20 protein-coding genes and 1 tRNA gene are annotated in these 18,590 nt (G+C 66.0%); 13 read left to right on the forward strand and 8 right to left on the reverse strand.

All coding sequences use genetic code 11. The features are described from left to right. The first annotated feature begins 1 nt into the window (after nucleotide 1). The 5 genes from JI664_RS16735 to JI664_RS16755 all read left to right on the forward strand — a co-directional run bounded on the left by JI664_RS16735 (nucleotide 2) and on the right by JI664_RS16755 (nucleotide 6,307). Complete coding sequence (locus JI664_RS16735) at nucleotides 2-1,078, forward strand: branched-chain amino acid ABC transporter permease (protein WP_207014909.1); 1,077 nt, start codon at nucleotides 2-4, stop codon at nucleotides 1,076-1,078. Between the two features lie 69 nt (nucleotides 1,079-1,147). Further along, nucleotides 1,148-2,434, forward strand: a complete 1,287-nt coding sequence (locus JI664_RS16740) for an ABC transporter substrate-binding protein (protein WP_207014910.1) — start codon at nucleotides 1,148-1,150, stop codon at nucleotides 2,432-2,434. Between the two features lie 79 nt (nucleotides 2,435-2,513). Continuing rightward, on the forward strand, nucleotides 2,514-3,350 hold the full coding sequence (locus JI664_RS16745; protein ID WP_207014911.1) for an ABC transporter ATP-binding protein: 837 nt from the start codon (nucleotides 2,514-2,516) through the stop codon (nucleotides 3,348-3,350). 54 nt (nucleotides 3,351-3,404) lie between these two features. Further along, nucleotides 3,405-4,625: a phenylacetate--CoA ligase family protein gene (locus tag JI664_RS16750; protein WP_207014912.1), complete on the forward strand. Its 1,221-nt coding sequence runs from the start codon at nucleotides 3,405-3,407 to the stop codon at nucleotides 4,623-4,625. Between the two features lie 32 nt (nucleotides 4,626-4,657). Continuing rightward, nucleotides 4,658-6,307, forward strand: coding sequence for a peptidoglycan-binding protein (locus JI664_RS16755; RefSeq protein ID WP_207014913.1), 1,650 nt, complete (start codon nucleotides 4,658-4,660; stop codon nucleotides 6,305-6,307). A gap of 213 nt (nucleotides 6,308-6,520) precedes the next feature. On the opposite strand, the gene ykgO is transcribed toward JI664_RS16755, so the two are convergent. Together ykgO and JI664_RS16765 are read right to left on the reverse strand one after the other, a co-directional pair. After that, nucleotides 6,521-6,646: a type B 50S ribosomal protein L36 gene (gene ykgO, locus JI664_RS16760; RefSeq protein WP_072247233.1), complete on the reverse strand. Its 126-nt coding sequence runs from the start codon at nucleotides 6,644-6,646 to the stop codon at nucleotides 6,521-6,523. A gap of 97 nt (nucleotides 6,647-6,743) precedes the next feature. Further along, a tRNA-Val gene (locus JI664_RS16765) sits at nucleotides 6,744-6,818 on the reverse strand. Between the two features lie 126 nt (nucleotides 6,819-6,944). Here JI664_RS16765 and JI664_RS16770 point away from each other — a divergent pair. The 4 genes from JI664_RS16770 (at nucleotide 6,945) to JI664_RS16785 (ending at nucleotide 10,709) form a co-directional block, all read left to right on the forward strand. Further along, complete coding sequence (locus JI664_RS16770; RefSeq protein ID WP_207014914.1) at nucleotides 6,945-7,820, forward strand: N-formylglutamate amidohydrolase; 876 nt, start codon at nucleotides 6,945-6,947, stop codon at nucleotides 7,818-7,820. A 257-nt stretch (nucleotides 7,821-8,077) separates the two neighbouring features. Further along, nucleotides 8,078-9,085 carry an ABC transporter substrate-binding protein gene (locus JI664_RS16775; protein WP_414707743.1) on the forward strand — a complete coding sequence of 336 codons (1,008 nt, stop codon included), beginning with the start codon at nucleotides 8,078-8,080 and terminating at the stop codon, nucleotides 9,083-9,085. A gap of 80 nt (nucleotides 9,086-9,165) precedes the next feature. Then, nucleotides 9,166-9,948 carry an ABC transporter ATP-binding protein gene (locus JI664_RS16780; protein WP_207014916.1) on the forward strand — a complete coding sequence of 261 codons (783 nt, stop codon included), beginning with the start codon at nucleotides 9,166-9,168 and terminating at the stop codon, nucleotides 9,946-9,948. Beyond that, nucleotides 9,945-10,709: an ABC transporter permease gene (locus tag JI664_RS16785; protein ID WP_207014917.1), complete on the forward strand. Its 765-nt coding sequence runs from the start codon at nucleotides 9,945-9,947 to the stop codon at nucleotides 10,707-10,709. The genes JI664_RS16780 and JI664_RS16785 overlap by 4 nt, the downstream gene beginning before the upstream one ends. 67 nt (nucleotides 10,710-10,776) lie before the next feature. Here the strand turns inward: JI664_RS16785 and JI664_RS16790 are convergent, their stop codons facing one another. From JI664_RS16790 to JI664_RS16810, 5 genes are all read right to left on the reverse strand, one after another. Beyond that, entirely contained in the window at nucleotides 10,777-11,289 is a 513-nt protein-coding gene (locus JI664_RS16790; protein WP_207014918.1) for a hypothetical protein, read from the reverse strand. Between the two features lie 198 nt (nucleotides 11,290-11,487). Continuing rightward, nucleotides 11,488-12,591 (reverse strand): CobW family GTP-binding protein, encoded by a 1,104-nt coding sequence (locus JI664_RS16795; RefSeq protein ID WP_207014919.1) that lies wholly within the window; start codon nucleotides 12,589-12,591, stop codon nucleotides 11,488-11,490. 109 nt (nucleotides 12,592-12,700) lie between these two features. Beyond that, nucleotides 12,701-13,738 (reverse strand): zinc-dependent alcohol dehydrogenase family protein, encoded by a 1,038-nt coding sequence (locus JI664_RS16800; RefSeq protein ID WP_207014920.1) that lies wholly within the window; start codon nucleotides 13,736-13,738, stop codon nucleotides 12,701-12,703. Nucleotides 13,739-13,996: 258 nt separating this feature from the next. Then, nucleotides 13,997-14,218, reverse strand: a complete 222-nt coding sequence (locus JI664_RS16805) for a DUF1150 family protein (RefSeq protein WP_109532698.1) — start codon at nucleotides 14,216-14,218, stop codon at nucleotides 13,997-13,999. 67 nt (nucleotides 14,219-14,285) lie between these two features. Continuing rightward, nucleotides 14,286-14,702 (reverse strand): Hsp20 family protein, encoded by a 417-nt coding sequence (locus tag JI664_RS16810; RefSeq protein ID WP_207014921.1) that lies wholly within the window; start codon nucleotides 14,700-14,702, stop codon nucleotides 14,286-14,288. Between the two features lie 199 nt (nucleotides 14,703-14,901). On the opposite strand from JI664_RS16810, the gene JI664_RS16815 reads away from it, so the two are divergent. Beyond that, nucleotides 14,902-15,120 (forward strand): YdcH family protein, encoded by a 219-nt coding sequence (locus JI664_RS16815; protein ID WP_207014922.1) that lies wholly within the window; start codon nucleotides 14,902-14,904, stop codon nucleotides 15,118-15,120. A 116-nt stretch (nucleotides 15,121-15,236) separates the two neighbouring features. After that, the gene (locus JI664_RS16820; protein ID WP_207014923.1) at nucleotides 15,237-15,773 is read left to right on the forward strand and encodes a hypothetical protein; all 537 of its coding nucleotides are present in this window, start codon (nucleotides 15,237-15,239) and stop codon (nucleotides 15,771-15,773) included. A 3-nt stretch (nucleotides 15,774-15,776) separates the two neighbouring features. Here JI664_RS16820 and JI664_RS16825 read toward each other — a convergent pair whose 3' ends face one another. Further along, on the reverse strand, nucleotides 15,777-16,877 hold the full coding sequence (locus JI664_RS16825) for a THUMP domain-containing class I SAM-dependent RNA methyltransferase (RefSeq protein WP_207014924.1): 1,101 nt from the start codon (nucleotides 16,875-16,877) through the stop codon (nucleotides 15,777-15,779). Between the two features lie 96 nt (nucleotides 16,878-16,973). Between JI664_RS16825 and purE the strand changes: the two genes are divergently transcribed. Beyond that, nucleotides 16,974-17,453 (forward strand): 5-(carboxyamino)imidazole ribonucleotide mutase, encoded by a 480-nt coding sequence (purE, locus tag JI664_RS16830; RefSeq protein WP_207014925.1) that lies wholly within the window; start codon nucleotides 16,974-16,976, stop codon nucleotides 17,451-17,453. After that, the gene (locus tag JI664_RS16835) at nucleotides 17,446-18,516 is read left to right on the forward strand and encodes a 5-(carboxyamino)imidazole ribonucleotide synthase (protein ID WP_207014926.1); all 1,071 of its coding nucleotides are present in this window, start codon (nucleotides 17,446-17,448) and stop codon (nucleotides 18,514-18,516) included. Before purE ends, JI664_RS16835 begins: the two co-directional genes overlap by 8 nt. Nucleotides 18,517-18,590: the final 74 nt, after the last annotated feature.

Consider the following 18,590-nt stretch of genomic DNA (forward strand, 5'->3'; position numbering starts at 1 on the left):
GATGCTTTACCGTGAAGCGGGCGACTTCAAGACGTCCTATGCCAGCGACAACCAGACCTTTCCGATCCGGTTCGATCGCACCGCCTACTGGGTCGTCATCGCCGTGGCCTTCCTGCTGGTGCCGATGGTGCTGACGGATTACTGGGCCAATTCCATCGTCATCCCCTTCCTGATCTATGTGATCGCGGCGCTGGGGCTGAATATCCTGATCGGCTATACCGGGCTTTTGTCGCTGGGCACCGCCGCCTTCATGGCCGTGGGCGCCTATTCGACCTTCAAGCTGACCACCGCCTTCCCCGAGATGCCGATCTATATCGTCTTCGTGCTGTCGGGGCTTGTCACCGCTGCCGTGGGGGTGCTGTTCGGGCTGCCGTCACTGAAGATCAAGGGCTTCTATCTGGCCGTGGCCACGCTGGCGGCGCAGTTCTTCCTGATCTGGCTGTTTACCCGCTATGGCTGGTTCTTCAACTACTCGTCCACTGGCCAGATCTCGATGCCCGAACGCACCATGTTCGGCGTGACGATCACCGGTGCCTCGGCCAGCTCGACGGCGGTCTATTTCACCTGCCTGATCTTCACCGTCGCCATGGCGTGGCTGGCGCGCAACATGACGCGCGGCACGCTGGGCCGGACATGGATGGCGATCCGCGACATGGATATCGCCGCCGAGATCATCGGCGTGAACCCCCTGATCGCCAAGCTGTCCTCTTTTGCCGTGTCGTCCTTCTTCGTGGGGGTCGCCGGGGCGCTGACCTTTGCCGTCTATCTGGGCGCGGTCGAGGCGGGCGAGGCCTTCGGCATCAACAAGAGCTTTCTCGTGCTGTTCATGGTGATCATCGGCGGTCTGGGCTCGATCCTGGGCTCGTTCCTGGGCGCGGCGTTCCTTGTCGTGCTGCCGGTGCTGCTGAAGCTGCTGCTGGTCGACGGGCTGGGCTGGCCTTCGGACCTCGCGCGGCATCTGGAGATCATGATCATCGGCGCGTTGATCATCATCGTGCTGATCGCCGAGCCGCATGGCATGGCCGCCCTGTGGCGCACCATGAAAGAGAAACTGCGTCTGTGGCCGTTCCCGCATTGAGGAGTGCGGAGCGCGTCAGTCTGGGTTGGGAATAAAGAACGAAACCGTCATCGACTGGGAGGAGAACCAATGAAGATGACCAAAATAGCCGCCTTGATTGCGGCCGCTGCGATCGCCACGCCCGTGGTTGCGCAGGATCTGCACTTTCCGATGCTGAACTACCGGACCGGGCCTTTCGCCCCCGGCGGCATCCCCTTCGCCGATGGCTATCAGGACTACCTGACGCTCATCAACGAGCGCGACGGCGGTATCGGCGGTCTGCCGATCCGCACCACCGAATGCGAAACCGCCTACAACACCGAGCGCGGCGTCGAATGCTATGAATCGATCCGGGGCGACAGCCCGCTGATCGTTCAGCCGCTGTCGACCGGCATTACCTATCAGCTGATCCCGCGCGTGACCGAAGACGGCGTGCCGCTTCACACGATGGGTTATGGCCGGACGTCGGCCATGGAAGGCGAAACCTTCCCGTGGGTGTTCAACTATCCCGCCAACTACTGGGACGGCGCCTCGGTCGCGATCAACTACCTGCTCGATCAGAACGGCGACTCGCTCGAGGGCAAGAAGATCGTGCTGATCTACCACAACTCGGCCTATGGCCGCGAGCCGATCCCGACGCTCGAGAACCTGTCCGAACGCTACGGCTTCGAACTGGTCGAGATCCCCGTCGATTCGCCCGGTCAGGAACAGTCGAGCCAGTGGCTGCAGATCCGTCGTGAACGCCCGGATTACGTGATCATGTGGGGCTGGGGCGTGATGAACGCCGTCGCCATTCAGGAAGCCGCCAATATCCGCTTCCCGATGGACCACTTCATCGGCATCTGGTGGTCGGGTTCGGAAAACGACGTGGTTCCGGTTGGCGAGGGGGCCGATGGCTACACCGCGCTGACCTTCCACGGCGTCGGCACGGATTATCCGGTCTATGACGACATTCAGGAATATGTCGTGGACCGCGGTCTTGCCGCCGGCAACGGCGACCAGATCGGTTCGGCGGTGTATTCGCGCGGTCTCTATGCGGCGATGCTGGCGGTTGAAGCCGCGCGCACCGCGCAGGACCTGGCCGGTCACGCCCAGATCACCCCGGCCGAAATGCGCGCGGGCATGGAAGCGCTCAGCATCTCCGAAGAGCGTCTGGCCGAACTGGGCCTGCCGAACTTCTCGGCGCCGTTCGACGTGTCCTGCCAGAACCACGGCGGTTCGGGTGCGGCGATGATCCAGCAATGGGATGCGGATGCGCAGACCTGGAGCCTGATCACCGACTGGATCGACTCGGATCGTGAGCTGATCGGTGAACTGGCCACCGCCGATGCTGCCGCCTACGCGGCGGAAAACAACATCACGCCGGGCTGCATGTAAGCGGTTCCGCGCGAGATCGGGGATGGGCGCTTCGCGCGCCCGTCCCACCCCCAACCGAGTTTCTGACGGGATTGCACCCATGTTCGACCACCGCCCAGACGCCGAGACCGCCGCCGAGACGCTGCTCGAGATCAACAATATCGAGGTGATCTACAACCACGTGATCCTCGTTCTCAAAGGCGTCAGCCTGACGGTCCCCAAGGGCGGCATCACCGCGCTTCTGGGCGGCAACGGTGCGGGCAAGTCGACGACGCTGAAATCCATCTCGGGCCTGCTGAAATCCGAACGCGGCGAGATCACCAAAGGGTCGGTCGTCTATCGCGGCGAGAATCTCGCGGGCAAGGATCCTGCCGATCTGGTGAAAGCCGGCGTCATTCAGGTGATGGAAGGCCGCCATTGCTTCGAACACCTGACGGTCGAGGAAAACCTGCTGACCGGCAGCTATACCCGCACCGACGGTCGCGGCGCCATCGCCGCCGATCTGGACATGGTCTACGAATACTTCCCCCGCCTGAAGACCCGCCGCAAGTCGCAGGCCGGTTATACTTCGGGCGGTGAGCAGCAGATGGTCGCGATCGGCCGCGCGATGATGGCCCGCCCCGAGACGATCCTGCTGGACGAGCCCTCGATGGGCCTTGCGCCGCAGCTGGTCGAGCAGATCTTCGAGATCGTGAAGCGCCTGAACGAAGAACAGGGCGTGACCTTCCTGCTGGCCGAACAGAACACAAACGTCGCGCTGAGATACGCCCATACGGGCTATATTCTGGAAAACGGCCGCGTCGTGATGGATGGCAGCGCCAAGGCGCTGCGCGAGAATCCCGATGTTGCGGAATTCTACCTCGGCATGTCCGACAAGGGCCGCAAATCCTTCCGCGACGTGCGCAGCTATCGCCGCCGCAAACGCTGGCTGGCCTGAAAACCCCGCCGCTATCGCCACGCACACCAAGAACGGGAGGCAATCGTGGGAGCCATGAGCAAGCATTTCGACACGCTGGAGACCCGCTCGGCCGATCAGCGCGCCGCCGATCTCGCGGTGGACCTTCCGCAATTGATCGCCCGCGCGCAGACGACTGCCGGGATGGAGAAAGCGCTGGGCGATATCGACCCCACCGCGATCACCGACGCCGCCGCGCTTGCCGCGCTGCCGGTGTTGCGCAAGTCCGAACTGGTCGCCGCGCAGGGCCGTGCCGCGCCCTTTGGCGGCTACGCGGCGCTCGCCGCGCATGAATTCGATCACGTCTTCCAATCCCCCGGCCCGATCTACGAGCCGGGCCGCACCAGCCCCGACTGGTGGCGGCTGGGACGGTTTCTTGCGGCCTCGGGCGTGGGGCGGGGCGATATCGTGCATAATTGCTTCGGCTATCACCTGACGCCCGCCGGGCTGATGTTCGAAAGCGGCGCCCGCGCCGTCGGCGCTGCGGTGCTGCCCGCCGGCACCGGCCAGACCGAATTGCAGGTCCGCGCTGCCGTGGATATCGGCACCACCGCCTATGCGGGCACGCCCGATTATCTGAAGATCATCCTCGAAAAAGCCGACGAGATGGGCGAGTCGCTGAAAATCGCGAAAGCGGTGGTCGGCGGCGGCGCGCTGTTCCCCAGCCTGCGCCAGTACTACGCCGATCGCGGCATCACCTGCCGCCAATGCTATGCTACCGCCGATCTGGGCAACGTCGCCTATGAAACCGACGCGCTGGAGGGGATGATCATCGACGAAGGCGTCATCGTCGAGATCGTGCGCCCCGGCACCGGCGATCCTGTCCCGCATGGCGAGGTGGGCGAAGTGGTCGTGACCACGCTCAACCGCGACTATCCGCTGGTGCGCTTTGCCACCGGCGACCTGTCGGCCATTCTGGAGGGCGAAAGCCCCTGCGGGCGCACCAATCTGCGCATCAAGGGCTGGATGGGCCGCGCCGATCAGACGACCAAGATCAAGGGCATGTTCGTGCGCCCCGAACAGGTCGCGGCCTTCGTCGCGCGCCATGACGAGGTCGCGCGCGCTCGTGTCATCGCCTCGCGCGATGCGGAAATGGACGTGATGACGGTGCGGATCGAAACCCGGGCGTCCAATCCGGCGTTGTACGAGCAGAGCGTGCTGGATACGCTGAAACTGCGGGGCAAGGTCGAGCTCGTGCCTCCCGGCACTTTGCCCAATGACGGCAAGGTGATCGAGGATCTGCGAAGCTACGAGTAACCTGAAAGCCTCCGAAATCTGGGAGGCCTTGGATGACGACCCGAATTTTCGCCCTGCTGACGGCGGCTATTCTTTCCGCGACCCCGGTCTGGGGCCAATCCGGCACGGCGCTGATCGTCGCCAACGAGGATTACACCGACCTGCGCAACGCGCGCGGGTCGGGGGCGATGGTTCAGCTTGAGCGGATTCTCGAAGGCGCAGCTTTCGACGTGGATATCGCCACGAACCTGTCGGCCAACGCGATCCGGGCGGCTTTGTCCGCGCTGTCGGGCAGTTTGCGCGACGATGGCTACGAGCGGGTCGTGTTCCTGTTCTCGGGCTATACCGTCAGCTCGGGCGACGATGTCTGGCTGATGGGCACCGATGCGCGTGCGCCCGATGTCGCCTCGGTCGAGGGGTACGGCGTGCGGCTCGACACCGTGCTGTCGATCGCCGGTCAGATTCAGGGCGGCGCCATCGTGGCGCTGGCGGATTATGGCTTTCCCGACGATCTGAGCGGCGGGTTCCGGGGCGGGCTGCCGCCGCTGATCGACGTGCCGCAGGGCGTGACGCTGGTGCGGGGCAGCTCGGTCGGCGTGGCAGCCGTTCTGCGCGACGTGAGCGAGCCGGGCACCACAATCGGGCGGGCCGCGGCCGGGCGCAGCGATGTCACGCTTGACGGGTTCAATCCGCCCTATCTGGCCTTCCTGCCCGAGGGCGAACCGCTGATCCCGGCGCCCGACCGGCGCGAAGAGGACCGACTGGCGTGGCAGACCGCGCGGGATCTCGGCAGTGTCGAGGGCTACGACGCCTATCTCTCGGCCTATCCGCAGGGGGATTTCGTGGCCGAGGCACGCGCCGCGCGCCAGCAGCTGATGAATACGCCCGAACGGATCGAGGCGACGCTCGGTCTGAGCCGCGACGAGCGCCGCGCGATCCAGCGCGACCTGACGATCCTGAATTTCGATCCGCGCGGCATCGACGGCATTTTCGGATCCGGCACGAGGGGTGCGATTCGGTCGTGGCAGGGACGCAACGATCTTTCCGTGACCGGCTATCTGGACCGCGATCAGATCTTCCGTCTTGCCCAGCAGGGCGCACGCCGGGCGGCCGAGCTGGAAGAGGAAGCTCGCGCCCGCGCGGCCGAGCAGGAGCGTCAGGACCGCCAGTTCTGGCGCGATACCGGCTCGGGGCAGGACGAGGTGGGTATGCGCGCCTATCTCGAACGCTTCCCCGACGGGATCTTCGCCCCCGTCGCGCAGGACCGGCTGGCGCAGATCGAGTCGCAGCGGCGCGAGGCGGCGCAGGCGCGCGACCGCGCGGCCTGGGATCGAGCGGCGCAGGCCGACACGATCGAAGCCTATCAGGCTTATCTGCAGGCCAATTCCGAGGGCGCCTTTGCCGAGCAGGCACGCGGCCGGATCGAGGAATTGCGCCGACCGGCGCAGCCCGAGATCGATTATGCCGCAGCGCAGGCCGAGGAAGACCTGATGCGCCTGCCGACCTTCACCCGGGTCATCATCGAGCAGCGTCTGGGGCGGCTGGGGCTGGACCCCGGCCCGGCGGACGGAGCGTTCGACGACGATACCAGGCGGGCGATCCGGCGCTATCAGCGGCGGGCGGATCTGCCGGTGACGGGGTTCCTGACCCAGCCGATCGTCGCCCGGCTGCTGACCGAGGGGGTGGTCGACATCCTGCGGTGACGCGGGATCTGAGTTCCCGCGGCGTTCCGGACAGGGAGCGGTGCGTGCAGAGCACGCACCCTACAGCGTGGTGTTCGCCTGCGTCCGCAGTCCAAGCGAAATGAGGGTTCCACGCAAAGCAAAAGGCCGCGCTGATGCGCGGCCTTTCTTGTCCCTCGGGTCTTTCTCGGTCCGGGCTTTTACCCTGAACCGGGCCAGACGGCCTTGGCTGGATCAGCCTTGGCGGGCCTTGAATTTCTTCTGGGTCTTGTTGATCACGTAAACGCGGCCTTTACGGCGCACGATCTGGCAATCGCGGTGGCGCTGCTTCAGCGAGCGCAGGGAATTCTTGACCTTCATCGGTCGTCTCCTCTTCGCGGCGCTGGGCGCCTTGAAACTGTTACGCCCCCGGGATGTCCCTGGGACGCGATGATCACCGGCCTAAAAGAGAAGGCCATGGTGGGCACGACAAGGTTCGAACTTGTGACCCCTACGATGTCAACGTAGTGCTCTACCACTGAGCTACGCGCCCGTCCGGCTGGCCCCGTCCCGTAGGGGAGCCGCGTCCGTGGACGGCTCTATAAAAGGACTCGGCGGGGTGCGCAAGGGCTTTCCGCACCGGAATTTTGCCCGATATAGTCGGGACAAAGGAAAGCCCATGCCGCGCGCCATCGAGATCCATGAACCTGCCGAGATCACCTCGCCCGTGGTGTTCGCCTCGCCCCATTCCGGGCGGGTCTATCCGGCGGACATGATGGCGCGTTCGCAGGTGGACGGACGGGTTCTGCGTTCGTCCGAGGACGCCTATGTCGACTTGCTGTTAAGCGCGGCACCGGCCTGCGGCGCGGCGCTGGTGACGACCGATGTGCCGCGCGCCTATGTCGATTTCAACCGCGCCGCGGACGAGCTGGACCCGGCGCTGATCGACGGCGCGCCGCGCGCGGGGCTCAATCCGCGCATCGCGTCGGGGCTGGGCGTTCTGGCGCGGGTGGTGTCGAACGGGCGGGCGATCTATCGCGGCAAGCTGCCGATGGCCGAGGCCGAGCGCCGCATCGCGTGTTACTGGAAACCCTATCACGCCGGTCTGGGCGCGCTGATCGAGGCGCAGCGCGCGCGATTCGGGCAGGTTCTGCTGTGCGACATGCATTCAATGCCGCATGAGGCGCTCAACGGCTTCCCGGTTCGCGGTGGTGTGCGGCCCGATATCGTGATCGGGGATCGCTGGGGCGCGTCGGCTGCCGGCCCGGTGGTCGAGGAGGTCGAGCAGGTGCTGCGCGATGCGGGCTTCCGCGTGGCGCGCAACGCGCCTTTTGCCGGGGCCTATGTGACGCAGCGCTACGGGCGACCCTCGCAAGGGATGCACGCGATTCAGATCGAGATCGACCGCGCGCTCTATCTCGATGAGCGGCGCATCGAGCCACTGCCGGATTTCGAAGGGTTCCGCCAGCTCATGAGCCGCGTGGTCGGCAGGCTGGCGCAGCTGCGGCTGGGGCCGGATCTGGATGCCGGGGCGCTGGATCTGGCAGCGGAATAGCGGCGAAATGACGCCTGTGCCGGGAAAACCGGCAGGCGAACGCCGGGCGGCTCCCATTCTTCTGGTTTCAAGACAAGTGTTTCTGTCGATTTGCGAAGCCGCCGCGCGACATGTGATGTAACTTTGGGCTGCCGTGGCAAAAACGGCCTCAACTTTGGGCGGCGCTCGCCGCCCTGTTGCAAAGCGCGCAACGACTCGTTCCATGACGGGGCAGAGCGCCGACAATGACGTCAGTCCGACGTAAATGGGAGCCCATCGTGACACGACCCCTTATTCTTGCCAGCCTGATCGGCGCGGTTCTGGCCGCGCCCGCCTTTGCCCAGACCTCGGTTCCGTTCACCCTGGACTGGCGCTTCGAAGGCCCGGCCGCGCCCTATTTCCTGGCCATCGACAACGGCTATTTCGAAGCCGAGGGCCTGGACGTGGAAATCTCGCCCGGGCAAGGGTCGCTCGACGCGATTCCGAAAGTCGCCACCGGCGCCTTCCCGATCGGCTTTGCCGACATGGCCAGCGTCATCAAGTTCATCGACCAGAACCCCGACGCGCCGGTCACCGCGATCATGATGATGTACGACGTGCCGGCCTTTGCCGTCGTGGGACGCCGCAGCCTGGGCGTGGAAACCCCCGCCGATCTGGAAGGCCGCGTGCTGGGTGCGCCGCCGCCCGACGGCGCCTGGGCGCAGTTCCCGGTCTTTGCCGCCGAGCAGGGCCTCGACATGGACGCGATCACTGTCGAGCCCGTGGGCTTCCCCACGCGCGAGCCGATGCTGGCCGAGGGGCAGGTCGCGGCTGTGACCGGTTTCTCGTTCACCTCGTCGCTGTCGACCATGCGTCTGGGCGTGCCCGAGGATGACATCGTCGTCATGCTGATGGCCGATTACGGCGTCGACCTCTATGGTAACGCGATCATCGTCAACACCGACTGGGCAGCCGAGAACCCCGAGCTGGTCACGGGCTTCCTGCGCGCCGTCGCGCAGGGCGTGCGCGCCGCCGCCGCCGACCCCGAAGCCGGTGTCGCCGCGATTGCCGCGCGCAACCCGGCGCTCGACAGCGAGCTGGAAGTCGCCCGCCTGAACATGGCGTTGCGCGACAATATCCTGACCGACTGGGTGATGGAGAACGGTATCGGCGGCATCGACGAGGATCGCTTCGCCTCGTCGCTGGAGCAGATCGCGATGACCTACGAGTTCACCAACGAGGCCGATCCGTCGCGCTATTTTACCAGCGAATACCTGCCCGCCGATGGCAGCCTGTTGATGGAGTGATCCGTCACGCGGGTTGAGACAGAAAGGCCCGGTCACCCGACCGGGCCTTTTTCGAGGGGACAGAAAGCGGGGACAAGCGGGTGGAAAACCTGATCGAAATCAAGGGCGTGACACATGCCTACAAGACGAAGGCCGGGCCGTTCCCGGTGCTGCGCGACCTGAATATCGCCATTCCGAAGCATTCCTTCTGCGCCGTGGTCGGGCCGTCGGGCTGCGGGAAATCGACGCTGACGCGACTGATCGCGGGGCTGATGTTCCCCGATCAGGGCGAGGTCTGGCTGCATGGCGAGCTGGTGAAAAGCCCGCGCAAGACGGTGGGCATGGCGTTTCAGAACCCGGTTTTGCTGGAATGGCGCACGATCCTGCAGAACGTGATCCTGCCGCTGGAGATCGTCGCGCCGTCGATGCCCAAGGCGCAGAAAGAGGCCCGCGCGAAAGAGCTGCTGGCGCTGGTGGGACTTGAGGGTTTCGAGAATAAGCGACCGTCCGAACTGTCGGGCGGGATGCGCCAGCGAGCCAGCCTGTGCCGGGCGCTGGTGCACAAGCCCGACATCATCATTCTGGACGAACCTTTCGGCGCGCTCGACGCCTTCACGCGCGAGGATCTGTGGCAGACCATGCACCAGCTGCGCGAGAAAGAGCCCTTCACCGCCCTTCTGATCACCCATGACCTGCGCGAAAGCGTCTATCTGGGCGATCAGGTGGTGGTGCTGTCGGGCCGCCCGGCGACGACGCAATACGTGATGCAGGTGGATGTGCCGGGGCCGCGCCCGCTCGAGATGCTCTACGAGACCGACACGGTCGAGCGTCTGGCGGTGCTGCGCCGCGAGATCCAGATCGCGCAGGGGAGGGCCGTAGCATGATCGACTGGAAAAAGATCCTGATCCCGGTCAGCGCCATCATCGTCTTGCTGCTGCTGTGGGAGCTTTTGGTCTGGGCGATGGGCTGGCCCGATTACAAGATGGCCTCGCCCTCGGACCTGTGGCCCGCCTTTCTCCGCTATCAGGAATTGTTCTGGCTCTATGGCTGGCAGACGCTGTGGCGCACCGTGGTGGGGCTGGGCATCGCCGTGGTGTTCGGCACGCTGCTGGGCATGGTCATGGGCCTGTCCAAGGTGATGAACGACGCGCTCTATCCGCTTCTGGTCGGCTTCAACGCCGTTCCCAAGGCCACCGTGGTGCCGGTCATCGCGCTGATGTTCGTGGGTCAGCACGATTTCAACACGATCCTGATGGCCTTCATGATCTCATTCTTCCCGATCGCGGTGTCGGTCGCCATCGGCCTGTCGACGCTGGAACCCGAATACCGTGATATCCTGCGGTCGCTGGGGGCCAGCCGGATGACGGTGTTCTGGAAGATCGCCCTGCCCAAGACGCTGCCAGAATTCTTCGGCGCGCTAAAAGTGGCGGTGACGCTGGCTTTCATCGGCACCAACCTTGTCGAGATCATCACGCCGCACGGGCGCGGGCTGGGGCATCTGTTCCAGAGCGCGCAGACCAACAGCGACTTCCCCCTGATGTTCGCGGTGCTTCTGGCGCTCGCGGCGCTGGGGATCGTGCTGTATTACGCGGTGGTCGCGCTCGAATACATCTTCGCGGGCTGGGCGGTGCGCACCGCACATTGACCTCCGGCTGATGCAAAGGCCCCGGGCCCTGCGAGGGACCGGGGCCTTTTTCATGCCTGCCGTGCGCTCAGTGGACGGTCGGCGGCGTGTTGGGCTTGGTCTCGGCCTTTGCCGCCTTGCGGGGCGCGGCGGTCCGGGTGGGACGTGTCGCCTTGGCCGCCGGCTTGGTCGCCGCCTTAGTGGCGGTGCCGGTTGCTGCTGGCTTTGCCTCGGCCTTGGCCGCAGCCGGTTTGGTCGTGGGTTTGGCGGCAGGTTTCGGCGCTTCGGCTGTCGCAGGGCGCAGGTCCGCGACATTGTCGGTTGCCGCTTTCGCAGGCGCAGCCGTCTTGGCCTGAGGTTTGGGCTGAGGCTCCGCCTTGGCCTTGGCGGCGGGCTGGGCCTTGGGCGCAGCCTTGCGGGCCGGAGCCGTGCGTACGACGGGCTTGCGAACCGCGGCCTCCTGCGACAGCGACTCGGCGCTGTCATGCGGGACGTATTGCGCCCAGAGGCCCCAGATCCTGAGACCCTGTTCGATCTGCGCCTGCCAGACGCTGGACCAGAAATGAATCGCCGGGGCGAAAGGGTGGCTGTGGTTACTCATGGCGGCCTCCTCGGCTGCATCGGTGTGAGTCGAATGTGACGCTGGGTCAAGCGAGAATAGCCCGCGTCCCTCGCCTACACTTTGATCCGTGACAAGCCGATGACCAAATTCCCGGCCCGGTCGCCATGCGGCCGTCCGCCCATCGCCCCGTTTTTCAGCACCAGACCGCCGTTCTGCCCGCCCGGGCAGCGCGGTGTGTCAGATCCGGTGCTCTTCGACCGGCGGCTTGGATTTCAGGAAGCCGAGGCTCTCGCTCAGATAGCCGGGGGGCAGGTCGCGCCCGATCACCACGATTCGCGTGGTCTTGTCGTCCTCGGGCCAGTGGCTCAGCGGCACCGGCGGGTGGAAGATGTGCTGAACCCCGTGCAGCGCGAAGGGATGCTTCATGCCTTCGACATGCACCACGCCCTTGAGCCGCAGGATATCCGCCGCCGCCGAATTCATCAGGCTTTCCAGCCACAGATCGAAGACGATGGGCGAGATCGGCTCGGCGATCTCGATCGATTGCGAGGTCACGCGCCCGTCATGGCTGGCCGGATAGCTGGCCGGTTGCGCGCCCGCGGAGAACAGGCCGTGGCTTTGCGTGCTGCCCATCGGCCGCGTGTCCTTCAGGCCGGAAAGCGGCGGCAGGGAGGGCTTCGATTTCGCCGCCGCCACCCAGTCGAGTGCCTGCTTGCGCGAGCTTTCCTGCGTCGGCGACAGGCCGAACAGGATCGCGGGGTCGATGCGCCCGTGATCGGCGACGGTGCGCGGCGCACCCGGGTTGATCGCGGCGATGCGCGATTCGAAGGTCTGCAATTGCCCGGCCCCGACAAGGTCGGTCTTGGTCAGCACGATGCGGTCGGCCATGGCGATCTGTTGCACGGCCTCGAACTGCGTCTCGAGCGTGCGCGTGCCGGTGGCGGCATCGGCGGTGACCAGCACGCCGTCCAGCGCGAAGTCGTAGGACAGGTCACCATCCATCACCAGCGTCTGCACGATCGGGCCGGGATCGGCGATGCCGGTGGTTTCGATCACCACGCGGTCGAAATCGACCTCGCCCGCCTCGCGCCGCTCGCGCAGGTCGTTCAGCGTCTGCGACAGGTCCCCGCGCACGGTACAGCACAGGCAGCCCGACCCCATCAGCACCATCGTCTCGGTCGAGGATTCGATCAGGTCGTGATCGAGCCCGATCTCGCCGAATTCGTTGATCACCACCGCTGCCCGGTCCATGCCCGGATCTTTCAGCAGCGCGTTCAGGAGCGTGGTCTTGCCCGAGCCGAGAAAGCCGGTGAGCAGGGTAACGGGAATGGGCGCGGACATGGGCATCTCCTGTATCTGCGCCAGAGCTAGGCCGCGATGAGCCCAAGTGCAACCCGCCTGCGGTGCCAAAGCGGCCCCCTGCCGCAGCAGGCCGCCCCTGCATGGCCGCTCAGAACCGCGTGACGACTGTCGCGCCGACCGACCGGAACTTGTCCATGTTCATCAGCGCCTCAGGCGCCTCGGCAAGGCTGATCTGATCGCCCACCAGCCGCGCCGGGTCCAGCTTGCCGCTGGCGACCATGCCCAGCATCGCGCCGTAGCGATGCGCCTGCATCCCGTGCGAGCCGAGAAGCTCGATCTCTTGCCCGACGATCTTCGACATCGGCACGGCGGGCGTCGCGTGTTCGCCCAGCATCAGGCCTACCTGCACATGCTTGCCGCGCGGGCGCAGGCACAGGATGGAATTGGTCATCGTCGCCGGATGGCCGAGTGCGTCGAGCGAGACATGCGCGCCGCCTCTGGTGATCTCGCGGATCGCGTCGGGGATGTCGGCCTCTTTGCCATTCAGCACCGCCACCGCACCCAGATCGCGGGCCAGCGCCAGTTTTGCGGGATCGAGATCCACGCCGATGACATTCGCGCCCGCCGCGCTGGCGATCATCACCGCCGACAGGCCCACGCCGCCGCAGCCATGCACCGCGACCCACTGGCCCGCGCTGACGCGGCCCTGATCGATGACCGCGCGGAACGAGGTCGCGAAGCGGCAGCCGAGGCTGGCTGCGGTTGCGAATTCCATGTCTTCGGGCAGCGCCACGAGGTTCAGGTCGGCGTGATGCAGCGCCACGTATTCCGCGAACGAGCCCCAATGGGTGAAGCCCGGCTGCTCCTGATTCAGGCAGACCTGCTGATGACCGGCATTGCATTCCGGGCAGGCGCCGCAGCCGCAGATGAAGGGCACGGTGACCTTGTCGCCGACCTTCCAGCGGGTCACGTCGCGGCCCACCGCCTCGACCACACCGGCCAGTTCGTGGCCCGGCACATGCGGAAGCTCGATATCGCTGTCATGGCCCATCCAGCCGTGCCAGTCGCTGCGGCAGACGCCGGTAGCCGCGACTCTCAGCACGACGCCATGCGGCTCGGGGCTGGGATCGGGAAGGGTGACGAGTTTCGGCGTTTGCTGGAACGCCTCGAACAGGACGGCTTTCATGGCAGGGTCTTTCGGAACGGGCTGCGAAGGGGCACAGGGCACGGGAACCCTGTCGGGCATGGCGTTGTCAATCCGTCCACGCGCGGGATTTTGCAGCGCAGGCCGCGACCTGTTGGTCGGTCCGACCGACATCGCGCGACGAACAGCCCCATCACCGGCAGCGACCGTATCGGTGCAGGTCGCGCATCAAGGGGAAAGGCCAAAGTCGGCGCCGCCCGGCGCGACCATGCGCGCGACCGGGCAGCGCCCTTTCTGGCGTCAGTGCGCGCTTACCGGTTCTAGGTCGTGCTCGCGCGCGACGAAGAACGCGGTCGGGCGGTCCTGCGTCAGTGCGATGCACTCGCCGTCGTCGCTGTGCACGCCCCAGACCTCGACGCCGCCGGGGATCTGGCTGCGGATGTCGTCGGGCAGGGTGTCGATGTCGATTTGCCGGATATAGGCGAGTTTGCCGTCCGGCACGAAGGGATAGGGCGTTTGCATGTCCTTGCTCCTGTCAGCCGCTTGGATGGGCGCGGAACGGTCCCGCGCGCGAATGCTGGGGCGCGTGTCAGGGCGCGCGGGTGATGGGGATGGTCCGAACCACGGTTTCGGGCTCCCGCCTTTCAAGGGTAATCTCCAGAAGCCCGTTGTCGAGCCTTGCGCCCCCCACCTCGACCCCTTCGGCCAGCGCAAAGACGCGGCGGAACTGGCGGGTGGCGATGCCGCGATGAAGAAAGACCCGCTCGTCGCCCGGATCGGTCTGCTGTCCGCGAATCGTCAATTGCCGGTCTTCCAGCGTGATGGCGATATCGTCGGACGTAAAGCCCGCAACGGCGAGGGTGATGATGAAACGGTTGGGTTCAATCAGCTCGATGTTGAACGGCGGATATCCGTCGGCGCCCGCCCGCGCGGTGCGTTCGACAAGGCGTTCGAGCGGCTCGAAACCCAACAGCAGCGGGTGCGAGGGGAAAGCGAATTTGGTCATGGTCCGGTCCTGTATCAGCGACGCGCGACCCGGCCCCCGCTTGTGCGGCTGGCGCGGTGTCTTCTGGAATATGGGGGTCTCGCGCGCGGCCTGCAAGGGAGGGGCGGCAACCGTTGCGGGGGCGGGTAACCCTCTGAAAGCTTTGCTTGTGCGGGGAAAGCGGCTACACTTCGCTGACAATTAGTCGAGTCGATCTCTGATGAATGCTCCCACGGAACTGAACCATGAAGAGGTGCTTCGCGTGAAGCTCGAGGTGTTGCGCCGCGAGCATCGGGATCTCGATGAGGCAATCGCGGCGATGCATGACCGGGGCACCGGCGACGAACTGGCGATGAAGCGGCTCAAGAAGCGGAAATTGTCGCTCAAGGACGCCATTTCCCGTATCGAAGACGAATTGACCCCCGACATCATCGCCTGAAGGCCGCCCTGTTTCCCAGGGAACTGCCGCCAGCGCGTGATTGCGATTGAATGACCTCATAGCCAAGCCAGACAAGGCAGGCTTTGAAACACGCAATCGCAACAGAGGTCTTCACCATGTCCCGCCACGCCCCCAGCCGCTTTTCCCTCGTCGCCGCCGGTCTTGCCCTTGCCGGTTCCGTCCTTGCCAGCCTGCCCGCCAGCGCTCAGGGCGGGATGGTCTGGGAATACCACCGCTACGTTCAGACCAACCCGTTCGATACCTATCTGGGCCTGTCCTATGGCGTCCCGCAGACCGACGCGGTGCGGGCATCGTCGCAATGCAATATCGGCGCGAACTGGGTCTATGGCTCGCTCACGCTGGCCTATGACGTCTCGAACCTGAACGAAGGCGACAACGTCGAGGTCGAGATCATGGCGCCCGGCTATTCGATGTATCACGACGCGATGGTCGTGAAGCCGCAAGAGGGCACTTGGGGTATCAGCGTGGCGCTGAACCTCAACGACCCGATCTGGGGCGTCATGGCGAGCCGCAACATGCTGAGCTATCAGGTCCCCGGCGGCGCGGTCGAGCATCTGCCGCTGAGCGGTCTGGCCGGGGTGATGGGTCAGTACATCACCGATTGCAGCCGCATCGGCGACCTGCGCTCGTAACGTCTAACCCGGCACACCGCGCCACAGCGTGACACGCGTGCCGCCCAGATCGATGGCAGGCCCTGCGGCACTCAGCGGCAGGGCCGTCGCCTTGACCAGCCCGGCATCGGGCGAGACGAGGCCGATGGTCCAGCCACGAAAACGCTGGCCCAGCACCTGCCCCAGCGCCCCGTAGAGCGCGAACAGCATCTTCCGGTCGCCGATCCGCGCGCCCCAGGGCGGGTTGATGACGACAAGGCCGGGCGCCACGCCTTCGGGCGCCGTCAGCTCGGAAACCGGCAGCCGGGTGAAGCGGCACCATTCGGCCACGCCCGCGCGCTGGGCATTGGCGGTGGCCCCCTGAACCGCGCCCTGATCGCGGTCGGACCCGAAGAACCGAAGCTGCGCGTCCGGCTGCGGCGTGGTTTTCATCTTGGCGAAGGCCTTGGCGTCGAACGCGGCGAGCTTCTGAAAGGCGAAATCCCGGTCACGCCCGGGCAGAAGGCCCACAGCGATCTCGGCGGCTTCGATCAGAAACGTGCCCGAGCCGCACATCGGATCGACCACGGCCTGCGTGCCGTCGAATCCCAGCATCGTCAGGATCGCTGCCGCATGGGTTTCGCGCATCGGCGCCTTGCCGGTGAAGGTCTTATGCCCGCGTTTGTGCAGCGATTCGCCCGAGCTATCGAGGCTGATCGTGCACAGATCGTCCTCGATCCGCGCCTTCACGACGATGACGGCATCGGCCGCAATCGGCGCGCCCAGTGTCTCGGTGATCGCGCGTTCGATCCGCTGGGTCGCGGCCTTGGCGTGATAGATCTTCGACTTGCGGCAGGTCGTCTCGACCCTGACCGGCACATCCGGGCGCAGGACCGAGGCCCAGTCGACCTTGCGCGCCCGCTTGTCGAGCTGCGCCAGATGCATCGCCCGGAATTCGGCCACCCGCGCCAGAACCCGCGTCGCGGTCCTGAGCGTCAGGTTGGCGCGCCAGATCTCGGGCCAGCCGCCCGCCACCTCTACCCCGCCGGGCACGAGAGTCACGCCGTTGAAACCCGCCGCGCGGGCCTCGGCGGCGAGGGTTTCGTCCAGCCCGGGGGCGGCGACAAGGAAAAAGGTCTCTGGCATGGCCCCCGCTTACGCGCTTTCGCGCGAGGGGGCGAGAGCCTTTGCAAGGCAGCATCAAAATGCTAACGCCGCGCCACAGCAATCCAGGGGGACAGCATGGCCGTGGACGTGGGAATCATCATGGGCAGCCAGTCGGACTGGCCGACGATGCGCGAGGCGGCGGCGATCCTCGACGAGCTGGGCATCTCCTACGAGGCGAAGATCGTCTCGGCCCACCGCACGCCGGACCGTCTGTGGTCCTATGGCAAGACGGCGGCCGAACGCGGGCTCAAGGTGATCATCGCCGGGGCCGGGGGCGCTGCGCATCTGCCGGGCATGATGGCCTCGAAGACGCGGATTCCCGTGGTCGGCGTGCCGATCCAGACGCGCGCGCTGTCGGGCGTCGACAGCCTCTATTCCATCGTGCAGATGCCCAAGGGCTTCCCCGTCGCGACAATGGCCATCGGCGGTGGCGCCAATGCCGGGCTGATGGCGGCGCAGATGTTGGCGGTGAGCGACGCGGCGCTGGCCGGACGCGTCGATGCGTGGCGCGACGCGCTCAGCGCCTCCATCGCCGAGGAGCCGTCGGATGAGTGAGACCCTGCAACTGGGCGCGGTGATCGGTATTCTGGGCGGCGGGCAGCTGGGACGAATGCTGTCGGTGGCGGCCTCGCGGCTGGGGCTGCGCTGTCATGTTTACGACCCGGGCGCGAACCCGCCGGCCGGGCATGTGGCCGAGACGGTGACCACCGCGCCTTGGGATGACGAGGCCGCGCTGCGCGCCTTCGCCGATTCGGTCGACGTGATCACCTATGAATTCGAAAACATCCCGACCGCGACGCTCGACCTGCTCGAAAGCCTGAAACCCGTCCGTCCGGGGCGCCGCGCATTGGCCGTGTCGCAGGACCGGCTGACGGAAAAGGACTTCCTCACCGGGCTCGGCCTGAAAACCGCGCCCTATCGCGACGTGCCCGACAGGGCGGCGCTGGACGCGGCCCTTGCCGAGATCGGCGCGCCCGCGATCCTGAAAACCCGGCGGCTGGGCTATGACGGCAAGGGGCAGGCGCGGATCATGGAGCCCGCTCAGGCCGGTGCGGCGCTGGACGATATGGCGGGGGCCGAGGCGATTCTCGAAGGATTCGTCGAATTCACGCACGAGGTTTCCGTCATCGCCGCGCGCGGCGTGACCGGCGAGGTCGCCTGCTACGATCCCGGCGAGAACGTACACCGCGACGGCATCCTGCGCACGACGACGCTGCCCGCAAGGCTGGCCCCGGGCCAGCATATGGACGCCGTGCTGCTGGCGGGGAAGATCCTGAACGCGCTCGATTATGTCGGCGTCATGGGGGTCGAGCTGTTCGTCACCCCGCGCGGGCTGATCGTCAACGAAATCGCGCCCCGGGTGCATAATTCGGGCCACTGGACACAGGCGGGCTGCACCGTCGATCAGTTTGAACAGCATATCCGCGCGGTGGCGGGCTGGCCGCTGGGCAATGGCCAGCGCTACGCGGATGTGGTGATGGAGAATCTCATCGGAGACGACGTGGACCGCGTGCCGGATCTGGCGCGTGCGGCGGATGTGCAGATCCATCTCTACGGCAAGGGCGCCGCGCGACCGGGGCGCAAGATGGGTCACGTCAATCGAATCGTTCGGGGGTAGGCCGGGCCTCGGGGGCATTGAGCCCCCTCGGCCCGGCGGGCTGCCGCCCGCACCCGCCCGGAGGGGACGCACGC

The organism is Rhodobacter sp. NTK016B, assembly GCF_017303295.1.
Classification (GTDB): Bacteria; Pseudomonadota; Alphaproteobacteria; order Rhodobacterales; family Rhodobacteraceae; genus Pararhodobacter.

What these genes read in the sequence shown, in the direction of transcription:
- JI664_RS16815 (WP_207014922.1), top strand. Translation starts at nt 14,902, where the DNA reads ATGAATGCTCCCACGGAACTGAACCATGAAGAGGTGCTTCGCGTGAAG.
- ykgO (WP_072247233.1), bottom strand. Translation starts at nt 6,646, where the DNA reads ATGAAGGTCAAGAATTCCCTGCGCTCGCTGAAGCAGCGCCACCGCGAT.
- JI664_RS16790 (WP_207014918.1), bottom strand. Translation starts at nt 11,289, where the DNA reads ATGAGTAACCACAGCCACCCTTTCGCCCCGGCGATTCATTTCTGGTCC.
- JI664_RS16795 (WP_207014919.1), bottom strand. Translation starts at nt 12,591, where the DNA reads ATGTCCGCGCCCATTCCCGTTACCCTGCTCACCGGCTTTCTCGGCTCG.
- JI664_RS16835 (WP_207014926.1), top strand. Translation starts at nt 17,446, where the DNA reads ATGAGTGAGACCCTGCAACTGGGCGCGGTGATCGGTATTCTGGGCGGC.
- purE (WP_207014925.1), top strand. Translation starts at nt 16,974, where the DNA reads ATGGCCGTGGACGTGGGAATCATCATGGGCAGCCAGTCGGACTGGCCG.
- JI664_RS16820 (WP_207014923.1), top strand. Translation starts at nt 15,237, where the DNA reads ATGTCCCGCCACGCCCCCAGCCGCTTTTCCCTCGTCGCCGCCGGTCTT.
- JI664_RS16810 (WP_207014921.1), bottom strand. Translation starts at nt 14,702, where the DNA reads ATGACCAAATTCGCTTTCCCCTCGCACCCGCTGCTGTTGGGTTTCGAG.
- JI664_RS16825 (WP_207014924.1), bottom strand. Translation starts at nt 16,877, where the DNA reads ATGCCAGAGACCTTTTTCCTTGTCGCCGCCCCCGGGCTGGACGAAACC.
- JI664_RS16770 (WP_207014914.1), top strand. Translation starts at nt 6,945, where the DNA reads ATGCCGCGCGCCATCGAGATCCATGAACCTGCCGAGATCACCTCGCCC.
- JI664_RS16800 (WP_207014920.1), bottom strand. Translation starts at nt 13,738, where the DNA reads ATGAAAGCCGTCCTGTTCGAGGCGTTCCAGCAAACGCCGAAACTCGTC.
- JI664_RS16805 (WP_109532698.1), bottom strand. Translation starts at nt 14,218, where the DNA reads ATGCAAACGCCCTATCCCTTCGTGCCGGACGGCAAACTCGCCTATATC.
- JI664_RS16740 (WP_207014910.1), top strand. Translation starts at nt 1,148, where the DNA reads ATGAAGATGACCAAAATAGCCGCCTTGATTGCGGCCGCTGCGATCGCC.
- JI664_RS16735 (WP_207014909.1), top strand. Translation starts at nt 2, where the DNA reads ATGCTTTACCGTGAAGCGGGCGACTTCAAGACGTCCTATGCCAGCGAC.
- JI664_RS16750 (WP_207014912.1), top strand. Translation starts at nt 3,405, where the DNA reads ATGAGCAAGCATTTCGACACGCTGGAGACCCGCTCGGCCGATCAGCGC.
- JI664_RS16755 (WP_207014913.1), top strand. Translation starts at nt 4,658, where the DNA reads ATGACGACCCGAATTTTCGCCCTGCTGACGGCGGCTATTCTTTCCGCG.
- JI664_RS16785 (WP_207014917.1), top strand. Translation starts at nt 9,945, where the DNA reads ATGATCGACTGGAAAAAGATCCTGATCCCGGTCAGCGCCATCATCGTC.
- JI664_RS16745 (WP_207014911.1), top strand. Translation starts at nt 2,514, where the DNA reads ATGTTCGACCACCGCCCAGACGCCGAGACCGCCGCCGAGACGCTGCTC.